Genomic DNA, 18,554 nt, shown 5'->3' with positions numbered 1-18,554 from the left:
AACATGAGCAAGGAATTACCGTGGCTGGCGGACGACGCGCAACTGGAACTGAAATTTAAAAAAGGCAAAACGCCGCTCAGTCATCGTCGCTGGCCGGGCGAACCAGTGCCCGTTATCACTGAAAGTCTCATCCAGACATTGGGAGATGAATTACTACAACAAGCAGGCAAGAAGAAAAATATCACCTGGCATTATGATAAATGTTCACTGGAGTGGCAGTCCGCCATCCAGCAGGCAATTAATTTGACTGGCGAGCATAAACCGTCAATCCCAGCCTTTACAATGGCGGCTCTGATCTGTATCGAGAAAAATGATAGCCAGCAGTTACTTGATGAAATCGTGCAAAAATATGGGCTGGAATATGCAACGGATGTGGTGATAGCGCGTCAGTTCATTGCACTGAATTATCATGCTGATCCATCAACTGTGTGTTTAATGACACCTAACGAAGATACAGGCTATGGCTATCGCTCAGAGACTTATAGCAATTTCGATTTTCGTCTGCGTAAACATCTTTCACTGGCGGAGGAAAACTGCTGGCAGCGTTGCGCCGACAAACTCATTGCTGCACTGCCAGAGATCCCCACAGTTCGCCGCCCTTTTATTGCGCTGATGCTTCCGGAAAAACCAGATATAGCGAATGAGCTTGCCAGCCTTGAAAGCCCATCAACAAGTTTTCACTCAAAGGAGTGGTTAAAGGTCGTTGCTACTGATAATACGGCGGTAAAAAAACTCGAACGATACTGGAGCCTGGACGTATTTAGCGATCGCGAAGCCAGCTACATGTCGCATGAAAACCACTTCGGTTACGCTGCCTGTGCCGCCCTTTTACGCGAACAAGGGTTAGCTGCCGTGCCACGTCTGGCAATGTATGCTCATAAAGACGACTGCGGCAGTCTGCTGGTACAAATAAACCACCCGCTGGTCATCCGCATCTTGTTACTGGTGGCTGATAAAAACAAACCCAGCCTGCAACGTGTTGCTAAATACAGTAAAAATTTCCCCCATTCGACACTCACCGCACTGGCTGAACTGCTGGCGTTAAAAGAACCACCTGCTCGTCCTGGTTATCCAGTCATTGAAGACAAAAAACTGCCTGCACAGCAAAAAGCACGTGATGAATACTGGCGCACGCTGTTACAAACGTTGATGGCATCGCAGCCACAACTGGCAGAAGACGTAAGTCCATGGTTAAGTGCTCAAGCCCAGGCCGTGCTGAATAGTTATTTATCGGCACCGCCGAAACCTGCTTTCGAGAGTACTCATAGCAACGACCTGCCAGAAATACTTGTTTCTCCACCGTGGCGAGGTAAGAAAAAAACGGCATTGCTGCGCCTTGATTTAGCGCCTCGCAAATTAGCTCCCAAAGCCCGCTGGCAACCAGGCGAACGAGAGAGGCTTGCCGCCACAGAGTCTGCCCGTTATTTCAGCACGGGATCTTTTGCGGAACGCATGGAAAGAAAAAGTGGTCGCGTTGTACTACAGGAGCTAGGTTTTGGGGATGATGTATGGCTGTTCCGAAATTATATACTGCCCGGCAAACTGGATGCGGCGCGCAAATCATTAGTGGTTCAGTGGCATTACTACCAGGGCAGAGTCGAGGAAATCAACAATGGCTGGCATTCTCCGGAAGCAAAATCAGCAGAACAGGCGCTTCGTAACGGCGACGTTGAAGCGTTAATTAACACCTGGGAAAATGACAGCTACTCGCGTTATCGTCCTGAAAAGAGTGTCTGGAATCTGTATTTATTGGCACAGCTTCCGCGTGAGATGGCAGTGGCTTTCTGGCTGCGTATCAATGAGAAAAAACATCTGTTCGCGGGTGAAGACTATTTTCTCAGCATCCTCGGTTTGGATGCATTACCCGGTTTGTTGCTGGCTTTTTCACATCGTCCGAAAGAAACATTTCCGTTAACTTTAAATTTCGGCACAACCGAACTGGCGCTGCCCGTTGCTCGCGTCTGGCACCGTTTTGCCACTCAGCGTGATCTGGCACGCCTGTGGATTTTACAATGGGCAGAACATACGGCTACCGCACTTATTCCTCTCGTCTTTACTAAGCCCGGCGACAACCGCGAAGCCGCATTACTTGCCCTGCGTTTACTGTATGAACAGGGACATGGCGAATTATTGCAAACCGTGGCGAACCGCTGGCAGCGTGCTGATGTGTGGCCTGCCCTGGAGCAATTGCTTATACAGAACCCACTAGAAATTTACCCGCCGCGCATTCCGAAAGCCCCTGATTTCTGGCATCCGACAATGTGGCACAAGCCACGGCTTATCAATAATAATCAGCCTGTTACCGATGATGCTCTGGAAATTATTGGCGAAATGCTGCGCTTTACCCAGGGTGGGCGTTTTTATAGCGGACTGGAACAATTGAAAACGTTCTGCCAGGCGCAAACGCTGGCCGCTTTTGCCTGGGATCTGTTTACCGCCTGGCAACAAGCTGGCGCCCCCGCAAAAGACAACTGGGCATTTCTGGCGTTAAGTCTCTTTGGCGATGAAAGCACGGCACGGGATCTGACAACGCAGATCCTCGCCTGGCCGCAGGAAGGCAAATCTGCCCGGGCTGTCAGTGGCCTGAATATACTTACCCTGATGAATAATGATATGGCGCTAATACAACTGCACCATATCTCGCAACGAGCGAAATCGCGCCCCTTACGTGATAACGCGGCGGAATTTCTTCAGGTGGTCGCAGAAAATCGCGGACTAAGCCAGGAAGAGTTAGCGGACAGATTAGTCCCAACACTGGGCCTTGATGATCCACAGGCGCTTATCTTCGATTTTGGTTCACGACAGTTTAGCGTTCGTTTCGATGAAAACCTCACCCCGGTTATCTACGATCAGCAAAACGTGCGCCAGAAAAGTGTTCCCCGGCTGCGAGCCGATGACGATCAACGTAAAGCGCCTGAAGCACTGGCTCGCCTGAAAGGATTGAGAAAAGACGCTACTCAAATCAGCAAAGATCTACTGCCGCGTCTGGAATCGGCACTGCGCACCGCCCGACGCTGGTCGCTGGCAGATTTTTACTCTCTGTTTGTTAAACATCCTTTTACCCGACTGGTTGCCCAGCGACTGATATGGGGCATTTATCCGGCAAATGAACCACGTCGTTTACTTAATGCATTTCGCGTGGCGGCAGAAGGGGAATTCTGTAATGCACAGGACGATGTTATTGATCTACCTCCAGATTGCCTGATTGGCATTGCGCACCCGTTAGAAATGCCAACAGAAATGCGTGGTGAATTTGAACAACTTTTTGCCGATTACGAGATTATTCCGCCATTTCATCAACTGGCACGACGCACGGTACTTCTCACGCCAGATGAAGCAGCAAACAATAGCCTGAACCGCTGGCAGGGGAAGTCAGCCACCGTTGGGCAACTGATGGGGATGCGTTACAAGGGCTGGGCATCAGGGTATGAAGACGAATTTGTCTATGGCTTAGGTGAGTATCGTCTGGTGCTTAAGTTTTCACCCGGTTTTCACCACTACAATGTTGATAGCAAGGCGTTGATGAGTTTCAGTTCTCTTAAAGTGTATCGTGACAATCAATCTGTCACTTTTGCCGAACTCGATGTATTTGATTTGAGTGAAGCCTTAAGTACGCCGGACATCATTTTTCACTAACGCACTGCGGGTAGTAACAAAACTGCCCGCTGTCTGACAACTGAGAAAATCCATGATCGTGCAAAGTGAACTGGTCTCTATTTACGACTATCAGGTCATTGATCCTGAAGAACCCTTTTCCTTCCGACTTGAAATACATAAATATGCCCAATTATTTACTGGAACGGTCTACCGACTGGAACGCTTCCGGTTGCATCCAACATTTAATCAATTTGATCGAGATGATAGCGACCCGCTAATAAATGATGCTTTGATTTATATAAGAGATGAATTTATTGATGAGAGAATATTACGAGGTGAATCACCAGAAACTGTAATAGCAATTTTTAATCGTGAACTACATAATATATTCAGTCAACAAATAGAATTATAATTCATTAAAGGGGGAAGAGGTATTCCCCCTTAGATGCGTTTCAATTTGCTAATTACTTCAACAAATCAATCAACCGTAACAGAGCCACTAACAGCTCCAGTACAGCAATGAGCACGGTTAACTTTCGTGTCAGCGTGTCCATTCGCTCTCCTTATTAAGGAGCGCAACACCAGCACCTTACCCTTACGCTGCCTGTCGATGCCGGTTTACGTATGTTGGAACACGATATTGCACTCCGGATCAGGGCACCGCCTGCAGCACCATCCGTCCGGCAGCCAGGACTTGAAATTGGTCCGTTCCGGTTTTGCGTTCCAATGTTCGGGATTATAAATCTCGTTGAGTGAATTGCAATAGGGTCTGGGGATGGTTATAATTCGTTCGTTGGAACACGATGTTGCACAGGCTGCGGTTCAGAGCCTGAAAGTCGTAAATAAAAAAACCTGCCTCACCAGCAGGTTTTTTTATTTCCCGTGATCTACTTTCCAGATATTTTCCACTCAAACAGTTAATGCGCCAAACATTTATTGCGCGTAGAATATCGTTTATTTTATTAATACATTTCAGGGATGAATATATGTCACCGCAGAATAATCATCTGCAGCGTCCACCTGCCGCTGTGTTATATGCCGATGAACTGGCAAAATTAAAACAAAATGATCGCGCGCCCTGCCCTCCCGGCTGGCAGTTAAGTTTGCCTGCAGCCCGTGCTTTTATTCTTGGCGATGAGGCGCAAAACATCAGCCGTAAAGTCGTAATCAGCCCTTCTGCTATCGAACGCATGTTAGTGACTCTTGCCACCGGGCGCGGTTTAATACTGGTTGGGGAGCCGGGTACGGCAAAATCTCTCCTTTCTGAATTGCTCGCAACAGCCATTAGCGGCGATGCTGGTTTAACCATTCAGGGCGGCGCATCAACCACCGAAGACCAAATCAAGTACGGCTGGAACTACGCTCTGCTAATCAACCATGGTCCGTCAACAGAAGCTCTTGTCCCGGCTCCGCTCTACCAGGGGATGCGTGATGGCAAAATCGTCCGTTTTGAAGAGATAACGCGTACACCGCTGGAAGTACAAGACTGTCTGTTAGGTATGCTTTCTGATCGAGTAATGACGGTTCCGGAACTTACCGGTGAAGCAAGTCAACTCTACGCCCGTGCAGGCTTTAACATTATTGCCACCGCCAATACCCGCGATCGCGGCGTCAATGAAATGAGCGCGGCGCTAAAGCGTCGCTTCGATTTTGAAACCGTCTTTCCGATTATGGATTTCGCCCAGGAACTGGAACTGGTCGCCAGTGCTTCGGCGCGTTTGCTGGCTCATAGTGGCATTCCGCACAAAGTACCTGACGCGGTACTGGAATTACTGGTGCGTACCTTCCGCGATCTGCGTGCCAACGGCGAAAAGAAAACGTCAATGGATACCCTGACGGCCATTATGTCTACCGCTGAAGCCGTTAACGTGGCACACGCCGTGGGGGTCCGCGCCTGGTTTTTAGCGAATCGCGCGGGAGAGCCTGCCGATCTGGTGGACTGTATTGCTGGCACCATCGTCAAAGATAACGAAGAAGATCGCGCTCGGCTGCGCCGTTACTTTGAACAGCGTGTTGCCACGTATAAAGAAGCTCACTGGCAGGCTTATTATCAAGCTCGCCACCGTCTGCCGTGAGGGAAGTTGTATGAGCGAGCCGTTAATTGTCGGCATCCGGCATCATAGCCCGGCCTGTGCCCGGCTGGTGAAATCGCTAATCGAAAGTAAGCAACCACGATACGTGTTGATTGAAGGTCCAGCCGATTTTAATGACCGGGTAGATGAATTGTTTTTAGCCCACCAGCTTCCTGTTGCCATATACAGTTATTCTCAATATCAGGACAGTAAGGCCACGGGGCGCGGTGCCTGGACCCCGTTTGCCGAATTTTCCCCGGAGTGGCAGGCATTGCACGCTGCGCGTCGCATTCAGGCGCAAACGTACTTTATCGATTTGCCTTGCTGGGCGCAAAGTGAAGAAGATGACGATGAATCGGCTGCGGCTGATGGCGGTCTGGCCTTACTGTTACGCGCTACCCGCATGGATAACAGCGACACGCTGTGGGATCACCTGTTCGAAGATGAAAGCCAGCAAGCTGTGCTGCCATCATCACTGGCTCACTATTTTGAACAACTACGGGGAGAAACCCCTGCTGATGCTCTCAACTGCCAGCGTGAAACCTTTATGGCTCGCTGGATTGCATGGGCTATGCGGCAAAACAATGGCAATGTGTTAGTCGTCTGCGGCGGCTGGCACGCCCCGGCGCTGGCAAAAAGATGGCGCGAATGCTTGCAGGAAAGTCAAAAACCAGAATTACCATCGCTGCCAGAAGCTGTTACTGGTTGTTATCTCACACCATACAGTGAAAAACGCCTTGATGTGCTGGCGGGATACCTTTCAGGAATGCCAGCTCCGGTCTGGCAAAACTGGTGCTGGAAATTTGGTTTGCAACGCGCCGGAGAGCTGTTACTTAAAACGATTCTAACCCGTTTACGTCAGCACCACTTACCAGCCTCCACCGCCGATATGGCTGCCGCCCATCTGCATTCGATGGCTCTGGCACAACTGCGCGGTCATACTCTGCCGCTACGTACTGACTGGCTGGATGCATTAGCGGGCTCGCTTATCAAAGAAGCATTAAACGCGCCGCTACCGTGGAGCTATCGCGGAGTCATTCACCCGGATACCGATCCCATTTTGCTGACGCTGATTGATGTCCTGGCAGGGGATGGATTTGGCAAACTTGCCCCTTCCACGCCTCTGCCTCCTCTACCAAAAGATGTAACGTCCGAACTGGAACGTACCGAAATCACCCTACCATCCGACCTGGCGTTGAATCGCTTTACCCCCGGCGGCCTGGCACAAAGTCAAGTGCTGCATCGGCTGGCAATCCTCGAACTCCCCGGCATCACACGTCAACACGGAAGTACACTGACGCTTGCGGGTAACGGCGAAGAACAGTGGAAATTAACTCAACCACTTAGCCAACATGCCGCATTGATTGAAGCAGCCTGCTTTGGCGCCACACTTCAGGAAGCTGCACGTAACAAATTAGAAGCAGACATGCTGGATGCAGGAGGAATTAGCAGCATCACTGCATGTCTGAGTCAGGCAGCATTGGCCGGTCTGGCGAACTTTAGTGAGCTGTTACTGGAACAGCTCGCGTTGCTCATCGCCCAGGAAAATCAGTTTGCTGAGATGGGCCAGGCGCTGGAGGTGCTTTACGCCTTGTGGCGGCTGGATGAAATCAGCGGTATGCAAGGCTCACAGATATTACAAACAACGTTATGTGCGGCCATCGATCGCACGCTATGGCTATGTGAATCCAACGGCAGACCGGACGAAAAAGAATTTCACACCCATTTACATAGCTGGCGAGCGTTGTGTCATATCCTGCGCGATCTTCATAGCGGCATTCAACTGTCAGGCGTTTCGCTTTCCGCCGCTCTGGCATTACTGGAACGCCGCAGCCAGAGCACTCATGCAACGGCGCTGGATCGCGGCGCGGCTCTTGGCGCACTGATGCGTCTGGAACATTCCAACGCCAGTGCCGAAGCGGCGCTGACGATGCTAACGCAATTGTCTCCGGCACAGTCAGGCGAAGCTCTGCACGGTTTGCTGGCGCTGGCCCGTCATCAACTGGCCTGTCAGCCTGCATTTATCGCCGGTTTCAGCCGTCATTTAAATCAACTGAGTGACGCCGATTTTATTAACGCCCTGCCCGATTTGCGCGCGGCGATGGCCTGGCTACCACCACGAGAACGCGGGACGCTGGCGCATCAGGTGCTTGAACATTATCAACTGGCGCAACTTCCTGTTTCGGCGCTGCAAATGCCGTTGCATTGCCCACCGCAAGCTATTGCACATCATCAACAACTCGAACAGCAGGCACTGGCATCGCTGCAACACTGGGGAGTATTCCATGTCTGAACTGAACGATCTTCTGACTACCCGTGAGCTACAACGCTGGCGATTGATTCTTGGCGAAGCGGCAGAAACTACCCTTGGTGCTCTGGATGGCAATGCCCGGCAGATAGACCATGCGCTGGAGTGGCTGTATGGGCGCGATCCCGAACGTATCCAGCGTGGTGAACGATCCGGTGGATTAGGTAGCTCAAATCTCACCACGCCAGAATGGATCAATAGTATTCATACGCTCTTTCCGCAGCAGGTCATTGAGCGGCTGGAAAGTGACGCGGTGCTGCGCTACGGCATTGAAGATGTGGTGACAAATCTTGAGGTGCTGGAACGTATGCAGCCCTCTGAAAGCCTGTTACGCGCCGTTTTGCACACTAAACATTTGATGAATCCGGACGTGCTGGCCGCCGCTCGCCGGATAGTGCGCCAGGTGGTGGAAGAAATTATGGCGCGACTGGCGAAGGAAGTTCGTCAGGCTTTTTCTGGTGTACGTGACCGCCGCCGCCGCTCGCACATTCCCCTGGCGCGTAATTTCGATTTCAAAAGTACTCTGCGCGCCAACCTGCAACACTGGCATCCGCAACACGGCAAGTTGTATATCGAATCGCCCCGCTTTAACAGCCGAATTAAGCGCCATAGCGAACAATGGCAACTGGTTTTACTGGTTGATCAAAGTGGATCAATGGTGGATTCGGTGATCCACTCGGCAGTGATGGCGGCCTGTCTATGGCAACTACCCGGTATCCGCACACATCTGGTCGCTTTTGACACCAGCGTGGTCGATCTCACGGCAGACGTTGCCGATCCGGTGGAGTTATTAATGAAAGTACAGTTAGGCGGCGGAACGCACATCGCCAGTGCGATGGAATATGCCCGTCAACTTATTGAACAGCCGGGTAAAAGTGTAATTATTCTGGTGAGCGATTTTTATGAGGGAGGAGCATCATCATCACTCATCCACCAGGTGAAACAATGTGTTCAAAGCGGCATCAAAGTGCTGGGACTGGCGGCGCTCGATAGCACAGCAACGCCCTGTTATGACCGTGATATGGCCCAGGCGCTGGTTAATGTCGGTGCACAAATTGCTGCCATGACGCCGGGCGAACTGGCGTCATGGCTGGCGGAGAATCTTCAGTCATGAATGCACTACACCCGGAATTATTAGAACTGACGCCACAAGCCCTGACGGCGTTAAGCAATGCTGGTTTTGTTAAGCGCAGCCTTAAGGAGCTGGAAAATGGCAATATCCCGCAAATCAGCCATGAAAACGGCACGCTGATCGCCACATTTAGTGACGGTACACGCAGCCAACTGGCAGGCGGTCAGGCGCTGAAGGAGGCTCAGTGTAGCTGCGGAGCTATCGGTATGTGCCGCCATCGCGTGATGCTGGTGTTAAGTTATCAGCGACTTTGTGCTACCTCTCAGCCCACGGAAAAAGAAGAGGAATGGAATCCGGCAATCTGGCTGGAAGAACTGACTACCCTGCCCACTGCCACGCACAAACGCGCTCAATCCCTGGTCGCCAAAGGTATCACCATTGAACTGTTCTGCGCGCCAGGCGAAATTCCCTCTGCCCGCTTACCGATGAGCGATGTGCGTTTTTATTCCCGCAGCAGCATTCGTTTCGCCCGTTGTGATTGCATTGAAGGAACGCTGTGCGAACACGTAGTACTGGCAGTGCAGGCATTTGCCCAGGCCAAAACGCAGCAGGCAGAATTTACCCATTTAATCTGGCAGATGCGCAGCGAACACGTCGCCTCGAACGACGATCCATTTGCCAGCGACGAAGGCAAAGCATGTCGTCAATATGTCCAACAATTAAGCCAGGCATTATGGCTGGGCGGCATCAGCCAGCCGTTACTCCACTACGAGGCAGCATTCAGCCGCGCACAGCAAGCGGCGGAACGCTGCAACTGGCGATGGGTGAGTGAATCGCTACGGCAACTGCGCGCCAGTATTGATGCCTCCCACGCCCGCGCCAGTCACTATCATGCCGGAGAATGCTTACATCAGCTTGCGGCATTAAACAGTCGATTGAACTGTGCACAAGAGATGGCGCGACGCGACGGTGTTAGTGAAGTCCCGCCCATGCCCTGGCGCACGGTCGTTGGTGCAGGCATTGCCGGAGAAGCAAAGCTTGATCATCTGCGGCTGGTATCGTTAGGTATGCGTTGCTGGCAGGACTTCCAACAGTATGGTTTACGGATCTGGTTTAGCGACCCCGACACTGGCAGTATTTTGCATCTGTCACGCAGTTGGTCGAGAAGTGAACAAGAAAAGGCGCCAGCAGCTACGCGTCGGCTGTTTACCTTTCAGGCTGCCGCGCTGGCGGGTGGGCAAATTGTTTCACAAGCTGCACGTCGGAGCGCCGAAGGAGAACTGTTATTAGGTACGCGCAACCGCTTAAGTAGCGTTGTGCCACTGTCACCTGATGCCTGGCAAATGCTGGGAGCACCGTTACGCCAGCCAGGCATTGTGGCTCTGCGGGAATACCTATGCCAGCGTCCACCAGCCTGCATACGACCTCTTAACCAGGTGGATAATTTATTTATTCTGCCGGTGGCGGAATGTCTTTCTCTTGGCTGGGATAGCAGCCGCCAGAGGCTGGATGCGCAGGTAATCAGTGGCGAAGGCGAAGATAATGTGCTGACGTTATCACTGCCAGCTTCAACCAGTGCGCCTTTTGCAGTTGAACGTATGGCGTCCCTTTTACAACAGCAGGATGATCCTGTGTGTCTGGTTTCTGGTTTTGTCAGTTTTGTTGAGGGGCAATTGACGCTGGAGCCACAGGTGATGATGACGCAAACTCGCGCCTGGGCGCTGGATGCAGAAACTGCGCCTGTGGCACCGCTACCTTCCGCCAGCGTTCTTCCTGTACCGTCCACCGCTCATCAGGTGCTGATGCGCTGCCAGGCGTTGCTTATTCAGCTACTCCATAACGGCTGGCGCTATCAGCAACAGAGCGCCATTAGTCAGGCTGATTTGCTGGCGAACGAACTCACCGTAATCGGTTTTTATCGGCTGGCGCATATGTTGAAGCAATTGCGCAATTCGGAAGGCGAGACACTGGCAGAAGTATTGAATAACTGTGTTTTACTCTGCGAACAGTTGTTGCTGATGCTTGAGCAACAAGGAGGAAAAAATGCTTTTTATTAAGAGATCTACTCCATTTCCGGACTGCTCAAGACGAGGTATAAAGAATATTCTATAGCGCCCTGGTGAGAGTCACCAGTTTTCTGATCTTGATAAAATGGAGTTTTACATGAAGGCTTTCAACAAACTGTTTTCCCTCGTTGTTGCATCTGTTCTGGTTTTCTCTCTCGCTGGCTGTGGTGATAAAGAAGAATCAAAGAAATTTAGTGCCAATCTGAACGGTACTGAAATTGCCATTACCTATGTCTACAAAGGCGACAAGGTGCTTAAGCAATCTTCAGAAACCAAAATTCAGTTTGCAACCATCGGTGCAGCTAACAAAGAAGAGGCGGCTAAAAAGCTTGAGCCGTTAAGTGCAAAATATAAAAACATTACTGGCGTTGAAGAAAAACTAACCTTTACTGATACTTACGCGCAGGAAAACGTGACTATCGATATGGAAAAAGTTGATTTTAAAGCCCTGCAGGGTATTTCCGGCATTAACATTTCTGCTGACGATGCCAAAAAAGGCATCACTATGGCGCAAATGGAACTGGTGATGAAAGCCGCTGGCTTTAAAGAAGTGAAATAATCTGCCGGAGGCCATGCTCTCTGCATGGCCTCCAGACCTGTCTTAGTTTTTCTTCACATGCTGGCGCGCAGCCAGTCCACGCAGAAAATAACGCAAGAATTGATCGCCGCATTCGCGGAAGTTTTTATGCTCCGGTGCACGCATCATCGCAGTAATTTCCGGCATAGAAACGCGAAACTGCTGTTCGGTGAGGATCGCCAGAATGTCATCGGTTTTCAGTGAAAACGCGATGCGCAATTTTTTCAGCACAATATTGTTATTAATACGACGTTCCGGTTCCAGTACCGGTGCAGACTCATCCCTGCCGCGTTTTTCGTAAATCAGGCCATTCAGGAATGAGGACAAAATAATGTCCGGACAACGTTGAAAACCTTCTTCGTCTTCTTTACGTAACCAGATGGCAATCTGTTCGGCAGTGGCTTCGACATTGCCCAGCGCCAGAATGCGCACCAGGTCGTTATTATTGGCTTTTAAAATGTAGCGCACGCTGCGCAGAATATCGTTACTTAGCATGAGGCCTTCAGGTGTTGATGAGGCAAAAAGCCATTTTAGCAGTCTTTTAAAGACCAATCGCCTCTTTTAAGCTTTTCAGATAACGGCGGCTGACCGGCACGGTTAAGCCATTACGTAAAATTAACTCGGCCTGGCCATTATCTTCCAGGCGAATCTCCTGCAAATGCGCGAGGTTAACCAGATACTGACGATGACAACGTAGTAGCGGTGTACGACTCTCCAGGGTGCGCAAAGTCAGTTCGGTAAAACCTTCTTTCCCTTCGTGACTGGTGACATAAACACCGCTCATCCGACTGCTGACAAACGCCACATCTTTCATTTGCAGCAAATAAATCCGACTATGCCCCGTACAAGGAATAAATTTCAGCGCCTGCTGATTTTCCGGTAACAGCGAAACATCCTGCTTGCTCCGCTCCTGACGCAAACGCGCCAGCGTTTTCGCCAGTCGCGCTTCATCAATTGGCTTCAGGAGATAATCAAAGGCATGTTCTTCAAAGGCTTTAATGGCGTATTCGTCAAACGCGGTGAGAAAAACGATATACGGACGATGTTCCGGGTCGAGCATCCCCACCATTTCCAGACCGCTGATGCGCGGCATCTGGATGTCGAGAAACAGCACGTCCGGGCGCAGTTTATGCACCGCGCCGATCCCTTCCACGGCGTTTGAGCACTCGCCGACAATTTCAATATCGCTCTGTTCTTGCAAAAATACGCGCAGGTTCTCCCGTGCTAACGGTTCATCATCGACAATTAAGACTTTAATCATGCCTCGTCCCTCCATGGCAGTCGTAACGTTATTCGGGTGTAACTATCAGGCTCACAGGCGACGCTTATCCCATAGTCATCGCCAAAACGCTCACGTAAACGCTTATCCACCAGATTCATCCCCAGCCCGCTGGTATTGGTTGCTGGTTGATACAAACCGGCATTGTCTTCGATCTCCAGCATTAAATGTTGCCCTTCACGCCTTGCGCTAATTGCCACTCGCCCTGTATCCAGGAGTTGTGATGTTCCATGTTTAATAGCGTTTTCCACTATTGGTTGCAGGGTAAACGCGGGCAACTGCTGCCGGGATAATTCATCTGGAATAGAAATGTTGACCTGCAATCGCGACTGGAAGCGCGCCTTTTCAATTTGCAGATAAGCATTCACATGTTCAATCTCGTCGGCGAGAGTAACAAACTCTGAAGGCCGCTTTAAGTTTTTGCGGAAAAAAGTGGAAAGATACTGCACCAACTGGCTGGCCTGTTCGCTGTCGCGGCGGATAACAGCTTTAATGGTGTTAAGCGCATTGAACAGGAAATGGGGATTCACCTGGGCGTGAAGCAGTTTAATTTCTGACTGGGTGAGCATGGCTTTTTGCCGCTCATATTGCCCGGCGAGGATCTGTGCCGAAAGCAATTGCGCAATCCCCTCCCCCAGCGTGCGGTTAATTGAGCTGAACAAACGGTTTTTCGCTTCATACAATTTGATGGTGCCCATCACCCGCTGATTTTCGCCACGCAATGGAATCACCAGCGTCGAACCCAGTTTGCATTGCGGATGCAAAGAGCAACGGTAAGGCACTTCGTTGCCATCGGCGTAGACCACTTCGCCGGTTTCAATCGCTTTTAAGGTGTAGGTCGAGGAAATCGGTTTGCCTGGCAAATGATGGTCGTCACCGATCCCGGTAAAGGCCAGCAATTTCTCGCGATCGGTAATGGCTACAGCACCAATATCCAGTTCCTGATATAGCACCTGTGCCACTTTCATGCTGTTCACTTCGTTAAAGCCCTGGCGCAAAATGCCTTCCGTCGAGGCTGCGACTTTCAACGCGGTAGCGGAAAAAGCCGAAGTGTATTTTTCAAACATCGCGCGTTTATCAAGCAATATACGCATAAACAGCGCCGCGCCGACGGTATTGGTGACCATCATTGGCGCAGCAATATTACTCACCAGACGCACCGCATCTTCATAAGGTCGGGCGATCGCCAGGATGATCAACATTTGCACCATTTCAGCAACGAACGTGACGGCACCTGCGGTAATGGGGTTAAAGACTTTATCAGTGCGCCCGCGTCGGATCAGGATGCTGTGTACCAGGCCGCCGAGCAATCCTTCGACGATAGTCGAGATCATGCAACTTAGCGCGGTCATCCCCCCCATTGAGTATCGATGTAACCCGCCGGTCAGACCAACCAGACCGCCCACCACCGGGCCGCCGAGTAAGCCTCCCATCACCGCGCCAATCGCCCGCGTATTAGCAATCGAATCGTCGATATGCAACCCGAACCAGGTGCCCATGATGCAGAAGATAGAAAAGACGATGTAGCAGAGAAATTTATGCGGCAGACGAACCGTGACCTGCATTAACGGTATGAATAATGGTGTTTTACTCATTAACCATGCAATGACTAAAAAAACGCACATCTGCTGAAGCAGCAGCAACACCAGATTAAAATCGTACATACCCGCAAACCACACTTCCCTTTAAAACGCGTAACATACATTGCCTGCGTTTAACTTTCTTTGAACTCTTGCAGAAAAATGAGAATTCGTGAGTACGATCACTCAAAATCGCCTGGCAAAAATAAAATCACCCTAACGATGAACTAAAAACGGACAAAACTACCTGGTTCGCAAATCTGCGTCTAAAGTTAAACCGGGACCTCGCGAGCATGGGTGGTAGGATGGCGCTTTACACAATTGGTGAAGTGGCGTTGCTTTGTGATATCAATCCTGTCACGTTACGCGCGTGGCAGAGGCGTTACGGATTATTGAAACCGCAGCGCACAGACGGCGGACATCGCCTGTTCAACGATGCCGATATCGACCGGATCCGCGAGATCAAACGCTGGATCGATAACGGCGTGCAGGTCAGCAAAGTTAAAATGCTACTCAGTAATGAGAATGTTGATGTGCAAAACGGCTGGCGCGATCAGCAAGAAACTCTGCTTAATTACCTGCAAAGTGGCAATCTACAAAGTCTGCGAATGTGGATCAAAGAGCGTGGTCAGGATTACCCCGCCCAGACGCTCACCACACATCTGTTCATTCCTCTGCGCCGACGTCTTCAGTGTCAGCAACCAACTCTCCAGGCGTTACTGGCGATCCTCGACGGTGTACTGATCAACTACATCGCCATTTGTCTGGCCTCAGCACGTAAAAAACAGGGCAAAGATGCGCTGGTGGTTGGCTGGAATATTCAGGATACCACGCGTCTGTGGCTGGAAGGATGGATTGCCAGTCAACAAGGATGGCGCATTGATGTCCTCGCCCACTCGCTCAATCAACTACGCCCGGAACTGTTTGAAGGCCGCACGCTATTAGTGTGGTGCGGTGAAAACCAGTCTCCCGCCCAGCAGCAGCAACTCACCAGCTGGCAGGAACAAGGCCATGATATTTTCCCACTCGGCATTTAATGATTCGTTAACAAATGCGCTTTACTGTACAATCCTTTCGTTAACATAAGGAGTGCATTATGCGCATAGCGAAAATTGGGGTTATCACCCTGTTCCTGTTGATGGCGTTAGGCGGTATCGGTGGCGTCATGCTCGCAGGTTATACCTTTATTCTGCGTGCTGGCTGAGTCGCTGCACCAGTCGTTCAAACAGGCGGTCTACGATGATCGCCGCCAGTGCCACCAGCAACGCCCCCTGAATCACATAAGCAGTGTTAAATCCGCTAAGTCCGATGATGATGGGCGTTCCCAGCGTGCTGGCTCCTACTGTTGAGGCAATGGTCGCCGTACCAATGTTGATAATTACTGAAGTCCGCACGCCGGCCAGAATCACTGGCGCTGCCAACGGTAACTCCACTTTACGTAATCGCTGACCCCGGCTCATTCCCATCCCTTTGGCAACGTCTGTCACGCTGGCATCAATCGCTCCCAGTCCGGCAAGTGTTGCCTGTAAGATCGGTAGCACGCCGTAAAGGATCAAGGCAATAATCGCCGGTTGCTGACCAAACCCCATCACCGGAACAGCAATCGCCAGCACAGCTACGGGCGGAAAAGTCTGCCCAACGGCGGCAATGGTTTCTACCATCGGGCGGAACTCCGCGCCCCACGGGCGAGTGACAGCAATTCCCGCACCAGTACCAATGATCACGGCAAACAAACTTGAGATCCCCACCAGCCAGAAATGAGCCAACGCCAGGGCAACAAAGCTTTCCTGCTGATAAACAGGCCGAGGTAATTGCGGAAATAAAGCACCAAACAGTGGCTGGCTATAGGGTAGCCCAAAAATTAGTCCCACAAACAGAGCAATGAGCCAGAACAGCGGATCGCGCATTATTTTCATACGCTTACGCCTCCACCAGCAGATCCTGAAAATGCAATGTGCCGCAAGGTTTACCCTGAGCGTCAACCACCGGCAACACTTCACAACCACGAGCGACAAACAATGAGAGCGCATCGCGTAGCGTCATCTCTTCTGCCAGTGCCTCACCTTCAGCGCGTTCGGTGCGGCGCACATAATCGGTCACACTACGTAACGATAACAGGCGCACGCCCAGCTCGCTGCGACCAAAAAACTGGCGCACAAAATCATTCGCCGGGCGAGTAAGCATCGCCAGCGGATTGCCCTGCTGCACCACTTCACCATGATCCATTAACACCAGATGTTCTGCCAGCCGTAGCGCCTCATCAATATCGTGAGTGACCAGCACAATGGTGCGCCCCAGCAAACGGTGAATGCGCGTCATCTCTTGTTGCAACGCGCCGCGCGTCACAGGATCCAGCGCGCCAAACGGTTCATCCATCAGCAAAACTTGCGGATCGGCAGCCAGCGCACGAGCAACGCCGACTCGCTGCTGCTGACCACCAGAAAGTTGATGGGGATAACGCTCGCGTAAATTCGCCTCCAGCCCCAGCAGCGCCATTAATTCATCGATGCGATCGTCAATCCGCGCCCGCGACCATTTTTGTAATTGCGGCACGGTGGCGATGTTTTGCGCCACGCTCCAGTGGGGAAATAAACCTATCGACTGGATGGCGTATCCCATCCGGCGGCGCAGCTCCAGCACTGGCAGCGAGCGAATTTCTTCTCCGGCAAAGCGGATCACACCACTGTCATGCTCCACCAGGCGGTTAATCATCTTCAGGGTAGTGGATTTGCCGGAGCCTGATGTGCCAATCAGCACCGAGAAACTCCCCTCCTGAAAATTGAGATTGAGGTCGTTAACGGCTTTTTGTGTGCCGAACAGTTTGCTGACATGGCTAAATTCAATCATGGTTTGTTACCTTCAGCAGTGCGATAAGCAAATCGAACAGCGCGTCGGTAAGCACCGCCAGTACAATCACCGGGATCACTCCCAGCAACACTAAATCAATGGCACTGCTTAGCAGCCCCTGGAAAACCAGTGCGCCAAAACCGCCAGCGCCGATTAACGCCGCAATCACCGCCATACCGACAGTCTGCACCATCACCACCCGCAGGCTGCGCAGAAATACCGGTAACGCCAGCGGTAACTGCACATGCAGGAATCGCTGCGTCCCACTCATGCCCATCGCTGTGGCGCTCTCCAGCACGTCGCGCGGGATCTGATTCAACCCCACTACCACGCCGCGCACCAACGGCAGTAAGGCGTAAAGCACCAGCGCAATCAGTGCGGGGGTCATTCCGGTTCCTGCAACACCAAGCGTTCCGAGCCACGGAAATGCGCTGACCAGCCCGGCAAGCGGCGCAATCAACAGGCCAAAGAGCGCCACCGAAGGCACGGTCTGAATGACATTGAGCAGAGAAAAAATCGCCCCCTGCCGCGCAGTGGAAAAGTAACACCAGACGCCCAGAGGCACGCCTGTCACCAGCGCAGGCAGCACCGAACCAAACAGCAGCGTCAGATGCTGCGCCAGCGCGTCATCGAACACCTCCTGACGGTTGGCGTACTCTTTCATTAGCGAGAGATCGTTAAGCGTGCCGGAGTACAGCAGCCACAGCGGAATGATGGCAATCTGTATATGCAACAACCAGCGCCACAACGGATGAGTGGTGATCCGGCGGATTGCATCGCTACAGGCCAGCAATGCCAGCGCCGCAGCCAGCCAGAAGCCACAGCCAAGGCTGGTACGCGCCAGCGAACTGCCAGTTTGCGCCAGTTGCGTCGCGGCCTTTCCTGCGCCCCATACCAGCAAGATGAAGACGAATTGCGCAAGGATGAGTGCAAAAATGCTGCCTTTTCTACCGGGAACAAAACAGGCAGTCAGCCAGGCGCAACCACCCCCTACCAGCATCCAGATCGTTTGCGGCCACAGTTGCCAGAGATGACGCCCCTCACCAGAGACTAAACGGTTAGGCGCGTAACTGATAAACGGCAGCGCCGCTGCGATTGCCGTCAGCAACAGCAGCAGCGCCAAAACAGGATTAATACGTAGATAAGTCACGAGAAA

15 protein-coding genes are annotated in these 18,554 nt (G+C 51.6%); 9 read left to right on the top strand and 6 right to left on the bottom strand.

Annotated features, from left to right (window positions below; all coding sequences use genetic code 11):
- Positions 1 to 3 precede the first annotated feature (3 nt).
- The 7 genes from yehI (at position 4) to C3D30_RS09160 (ending at position 11,674) form a co-directional block, all read left to right on the top strand.
- Positions 4 to 3,636, top strand: a complete 3,633-nt coding sequence (yehI, locus tag C3D30_RS09190) for a DUF4132 domain-containing protein YehI (RefSeq protein WP_105286784.1) — start codon at positions 4 to 6, stop codon at positions 3,634 to 3,636.
- A gap of 52 nt (positions 3,637 to 3,688) precedes the next feature.
- A complete protein-coding gene (locus C3D30_RS09185) occupies positions 3,689 to 4,009 on the top strand; it encodes a hypothetical protein (protein WP_105285001.1) in 321 nt (106 codons plus the stop codon).
- Between the two features lie 574 nt (positions 4,010 to 4,583).
- Entirely contained in the window at positions 4,584 to 5,672 is a 1,089-nt protein-coding gene (locus tag C3D30_RS09180) for an ATP-binding protein (protein ID WP_105286783.1), read from the top strand.
- Positions 5,673 to 5,682: 10 nt separating this feature from the next.
- Positions 5,683 to 7,962: a DUF5682 family protein gene (locus tag C3D30_RS09175; RefSeq protein WP_105286782.1), complete on the top strand. Its 2,280-nt coding sequence runs from the start codon at positions 5,683 to 5,685 to the stop codon at positions 7,960 to 7,962.
- Positions 7,955 to 9,091 (top strand): VWA domain-containing protein, encoded by a 1,137-nt coding sequence (locus C3D30_RS09170; protein ID WP_105284999.1) that lies wholly within the window; start codon positions 7,955 to 7,957, stop codon positions 9,089 to 9,091. Before C3D30_RS09175 ends, C3D30_RS09170 begins: the two co-directional genes overlap by 8 nt.
- A complete protein-coding gene (gene yehQ, locus C3D30_RS09165; RefSeq protein ID WP_105286781.1) occupies positions 9,088 to 11,106 on the top strand; it encodes a zinc finger protein YehQ in 2,019 nt (672 codons plus the stop codon). The genes C3D30_RS09170 and yehQ overlap by 4 nt, the downstream gene beginning before the upstream one ends.
- A 106-nt stretch (positions 11,107 to 11,212) precedes the next feature.
- Positions 11,213 to 11,674: a YehR family lipoprotein gene (locus tag C3D30_RS09160; RefSeq protein ID WP_010354037.1), complete on the top strand. Its 462-nt coding sequence runs from the start codon at positions 11,213 to 11,215 to the stop codon at positions 11,672 to 11,674.
- A 42-nt stretch (positions 11,675 to 11,716) separates the two neighbouring features.
- On the opposite strand, the gene C3D30_RS09155 is transcribed toward C3D30_RS09160, so the two are convergent.
- From C3D30_RS09155 to btsS, 3 genes are read right to left on the bottom strand one after another with little or no spacing between them, the layout of a single operon-like run.
- Positions 11,717 to 12,187, bottom strand: coding sequence for a YehS family protein (locus C3D30_RS09155; protein ID WP_105286780.1), 471 nt, complete (start codon positions 12,185 to 12,187; stop codon positions 11,717 to 11,719).
- A 46-nt stretch (positions 12,188 to 12,233) separates the two neighbouring features.
- Complete coding sequence (gene btsR, locus C3D30_RS09150) at positions 12,234 to 12,953, bottom strand: two-component system response regulator BtsR (RefSeq protein WP_010348973.1); 720 nt, start codon at positions 12,951 to 12,953, stop codon at positions 12,234 to 12,236.
- Entirely contained in the window at positions 12,950 to 14,635 is a 1,686-nt protein-coding gene (gene btsS, locus C3D30_RS09145; RefSeq protein WP_105286779.1) for a two-component regulatory system sensor histidine kinase BtsS, read from the bottom strand. The genes btsR and btsS overlap by 4 nt, the downstream gene beginning before the upstream one ends.
- A 221-nt stretch (positions 14,636 to 14,856) precedes the next feature.
- On the opposite strand from btsS, the gene mlrA reads away from it, so the two are divergent.
- Both mlrA and C3D30_RS09135 read left to right on the top strand, forming a co-directional pair.
- Positions 14,857 to 15,588: an HTH-type transcriptional regulator MlrA gene (gene mlrA / locus C3D30_RS09140; RefSeq protein ID WP_001240390.1), complete on the top strand. Its 732-nt coding sequence runs from the start codon at positions 14,857 to 14,859 to the stop codon at positions 15,586 to 15,588.
- Positions 15,589 to 15,647: 59 nt separating this feature from the next.
- Positions 15,648 to 15,755 (top strand): protein YohO, encoded by a 108-nt coding sequence (locus C3D30_RS09135; RefSeq protein ID WP_001216965.1) that lies wholly within the window; start codon positions 15,648 to 15,650, stop codon positions 15,753 to 15,755.
- On the opposite strand, the gene C3D30_RS09130 is transcribed toward C3D30_RS09135, so the two are convergent.
- The 3 genes from C3D30_RS09130 to yehY are packed head-to-tail and all read right to left on the bottom strand — an operon-like array spanning position 15,736 to position 18,548.
- The gene (locus tag C3D30_RS09130) at positions 15,736 to 16,467 is read right to left on the bottom strand and encodes an ABC transporter permease (RefSeq protein ID WP_105286778.1); all 732 of its coding nucleotides are present in this window, start codon (positions 16,465 to 16,467) and stop codon (positions 15,736 to 15,738) included. The two genes, C3D30_RS09135 and C3D30_RS09130, sit on opposite strands and share 20 nt — an antisense overlap.
- Positions 16,468 to 16,471: 4 nt before the next feature.
- Complete coding sequence (gene yehX / locus C3D30_RS09125) at positions 16,472 to 17,398, bottom strand: glycine betaine ABC transporter ATP binding protein YehX (RefSeq protein ID WP_105284997.1); 927 nt, start codon at positions 17,396 to 17,398, stop codon at positions 16,472 to 16,474.
- A complete protein-coding gene (yehY, locus tag C3D30_RS09120; RefSeq protein ID WP_105286777.1) occupies positions 17,391 to 18,548 on the bottom strand; it encodes a glycine betaine ABC transporter permease YehY in 1,158 nt (385 codons plus the stop codon). The genes yehX and yehY overlap by 8 nt, the downstream gene beginning before the upstream one ends.
- Positions 18,549 to 18,554: the final 6 nt, after the last annotated feature.

Source organism: Escherichia sp. MOD1-EC5433 (assembly GCF_002966005.1).
GTDB lineage: Bacteria > Pseudomonadota > Gammaproteobacteria > Enterobacterales > Enterobacteriaceae > Escherichia > Escherichia ruysiae.
This window is presented reverse-complemented; position numbering and strand designations above follow the sequence as displayed.

What these genes read in the sequence shown, in the direction of transcription:
- btsS (WP_105286779.1), bottom strand. Translation starts at nt 14,635, where the DNA reads ATGTACGATTTTAATCTGGTGTTGCTGCTGCTTCAGCAGATGTGCGTT.
- C3D30_RS09170 (WP_105284999.1), top strand. Translation starts at nt 7,955, where the DNA reads ATGTCTGAACTGAACGATCTTCTGACTACCCGTGAGCTACAACGCTGG.
- C3D30_RS09175 (WP_105286782.1), top strand. Translation starts at nt 5,683, where the DNA reads ATGAGCGAGCCGTTAATTGTCGGCATCCGGCATCATAGCCCGGCCTGT.
- yehI (WP_105286784.1), top strand. Translation starts at nt 4, where the DNA reads ATGAGCAAGGAATTACCGTGGCTGGCGGACGACGCGCAACTGGAACTG.
- btsR (WP_010348973.1), bottom strand. Translation starts at nt 12,953, where the DNA reads ATGATTAAAGTCTTAATTGTCGATGATGAACCGTTAGCACGGGAGAAC.
- C3D30_RS09130 (WP_105286778.1), bottom strand. Translation starts at nt 16,467, where the DNA reads ATGAAAATAATGCGCGATCCGCTGTTCTGGCTCATTGCTCTGTTTGTG.
- mlrA (WP_001240390.1), top strand. Translation starts at nt 14,857, where the DNA reads ATGGCGCTTTACACAATTGGTGAAGTGGCGTTGCTTTGTGATATCAAT.
- C3D30_RS09155 (WP_105286780.1), bottom strand. Translation starts at nt 12,187, where the DNA reads ATGCTAAGTAACGATATTCTGCGCAGCGTGCGCTACATTTTAAAAGCC.
- yehQ (WP_105286781.1), top strand. Translation starts at nt 9,088, where the DNA reads ATGAATGCACTACACCCGGAATTATTAGAACTGACGCCACAAGCCCTG.
- C3D30_RS09185 (WP_105285001.1), top strand. Translation starts at nt 3,689, where the DNA reads ATGATCGTGCAAAGTGAACTGGTCTCTATTTACGACTATCAGGTCATT.
- yehX (WP_105284997.1), bottom strand. Translation starts at nt 17,398, where the DNA reads ATGATTGAATTTAGCCATGTCAGCAAACTGTTCGGCACACAAAAAGCC.
- C3D30_RS09160 (WP_010354037.1), top strand. Translation starts at nt 11,213, where the DNA reads ATGAAGGCTTTCAACAAACTGTTTTCCCTCGTTGTTGCATCTGTTCTG.
- C3D30_RS09180 (WP_105286783.1), top strand. Translation starts at nt 4,584, where the DNA reads ATGTCACCGCAGAATAATCATCTGCAGCGTCCACCTGCCGCTGTGTTA.
- C3D30_RS09135 (WP_001216965.1), top strand. Translation starts at nt 15,648, where the DNA reads ATGCGCATAGCGAAAATTGGGGTTATCACCCTGTTCCTGTTGATGGCG.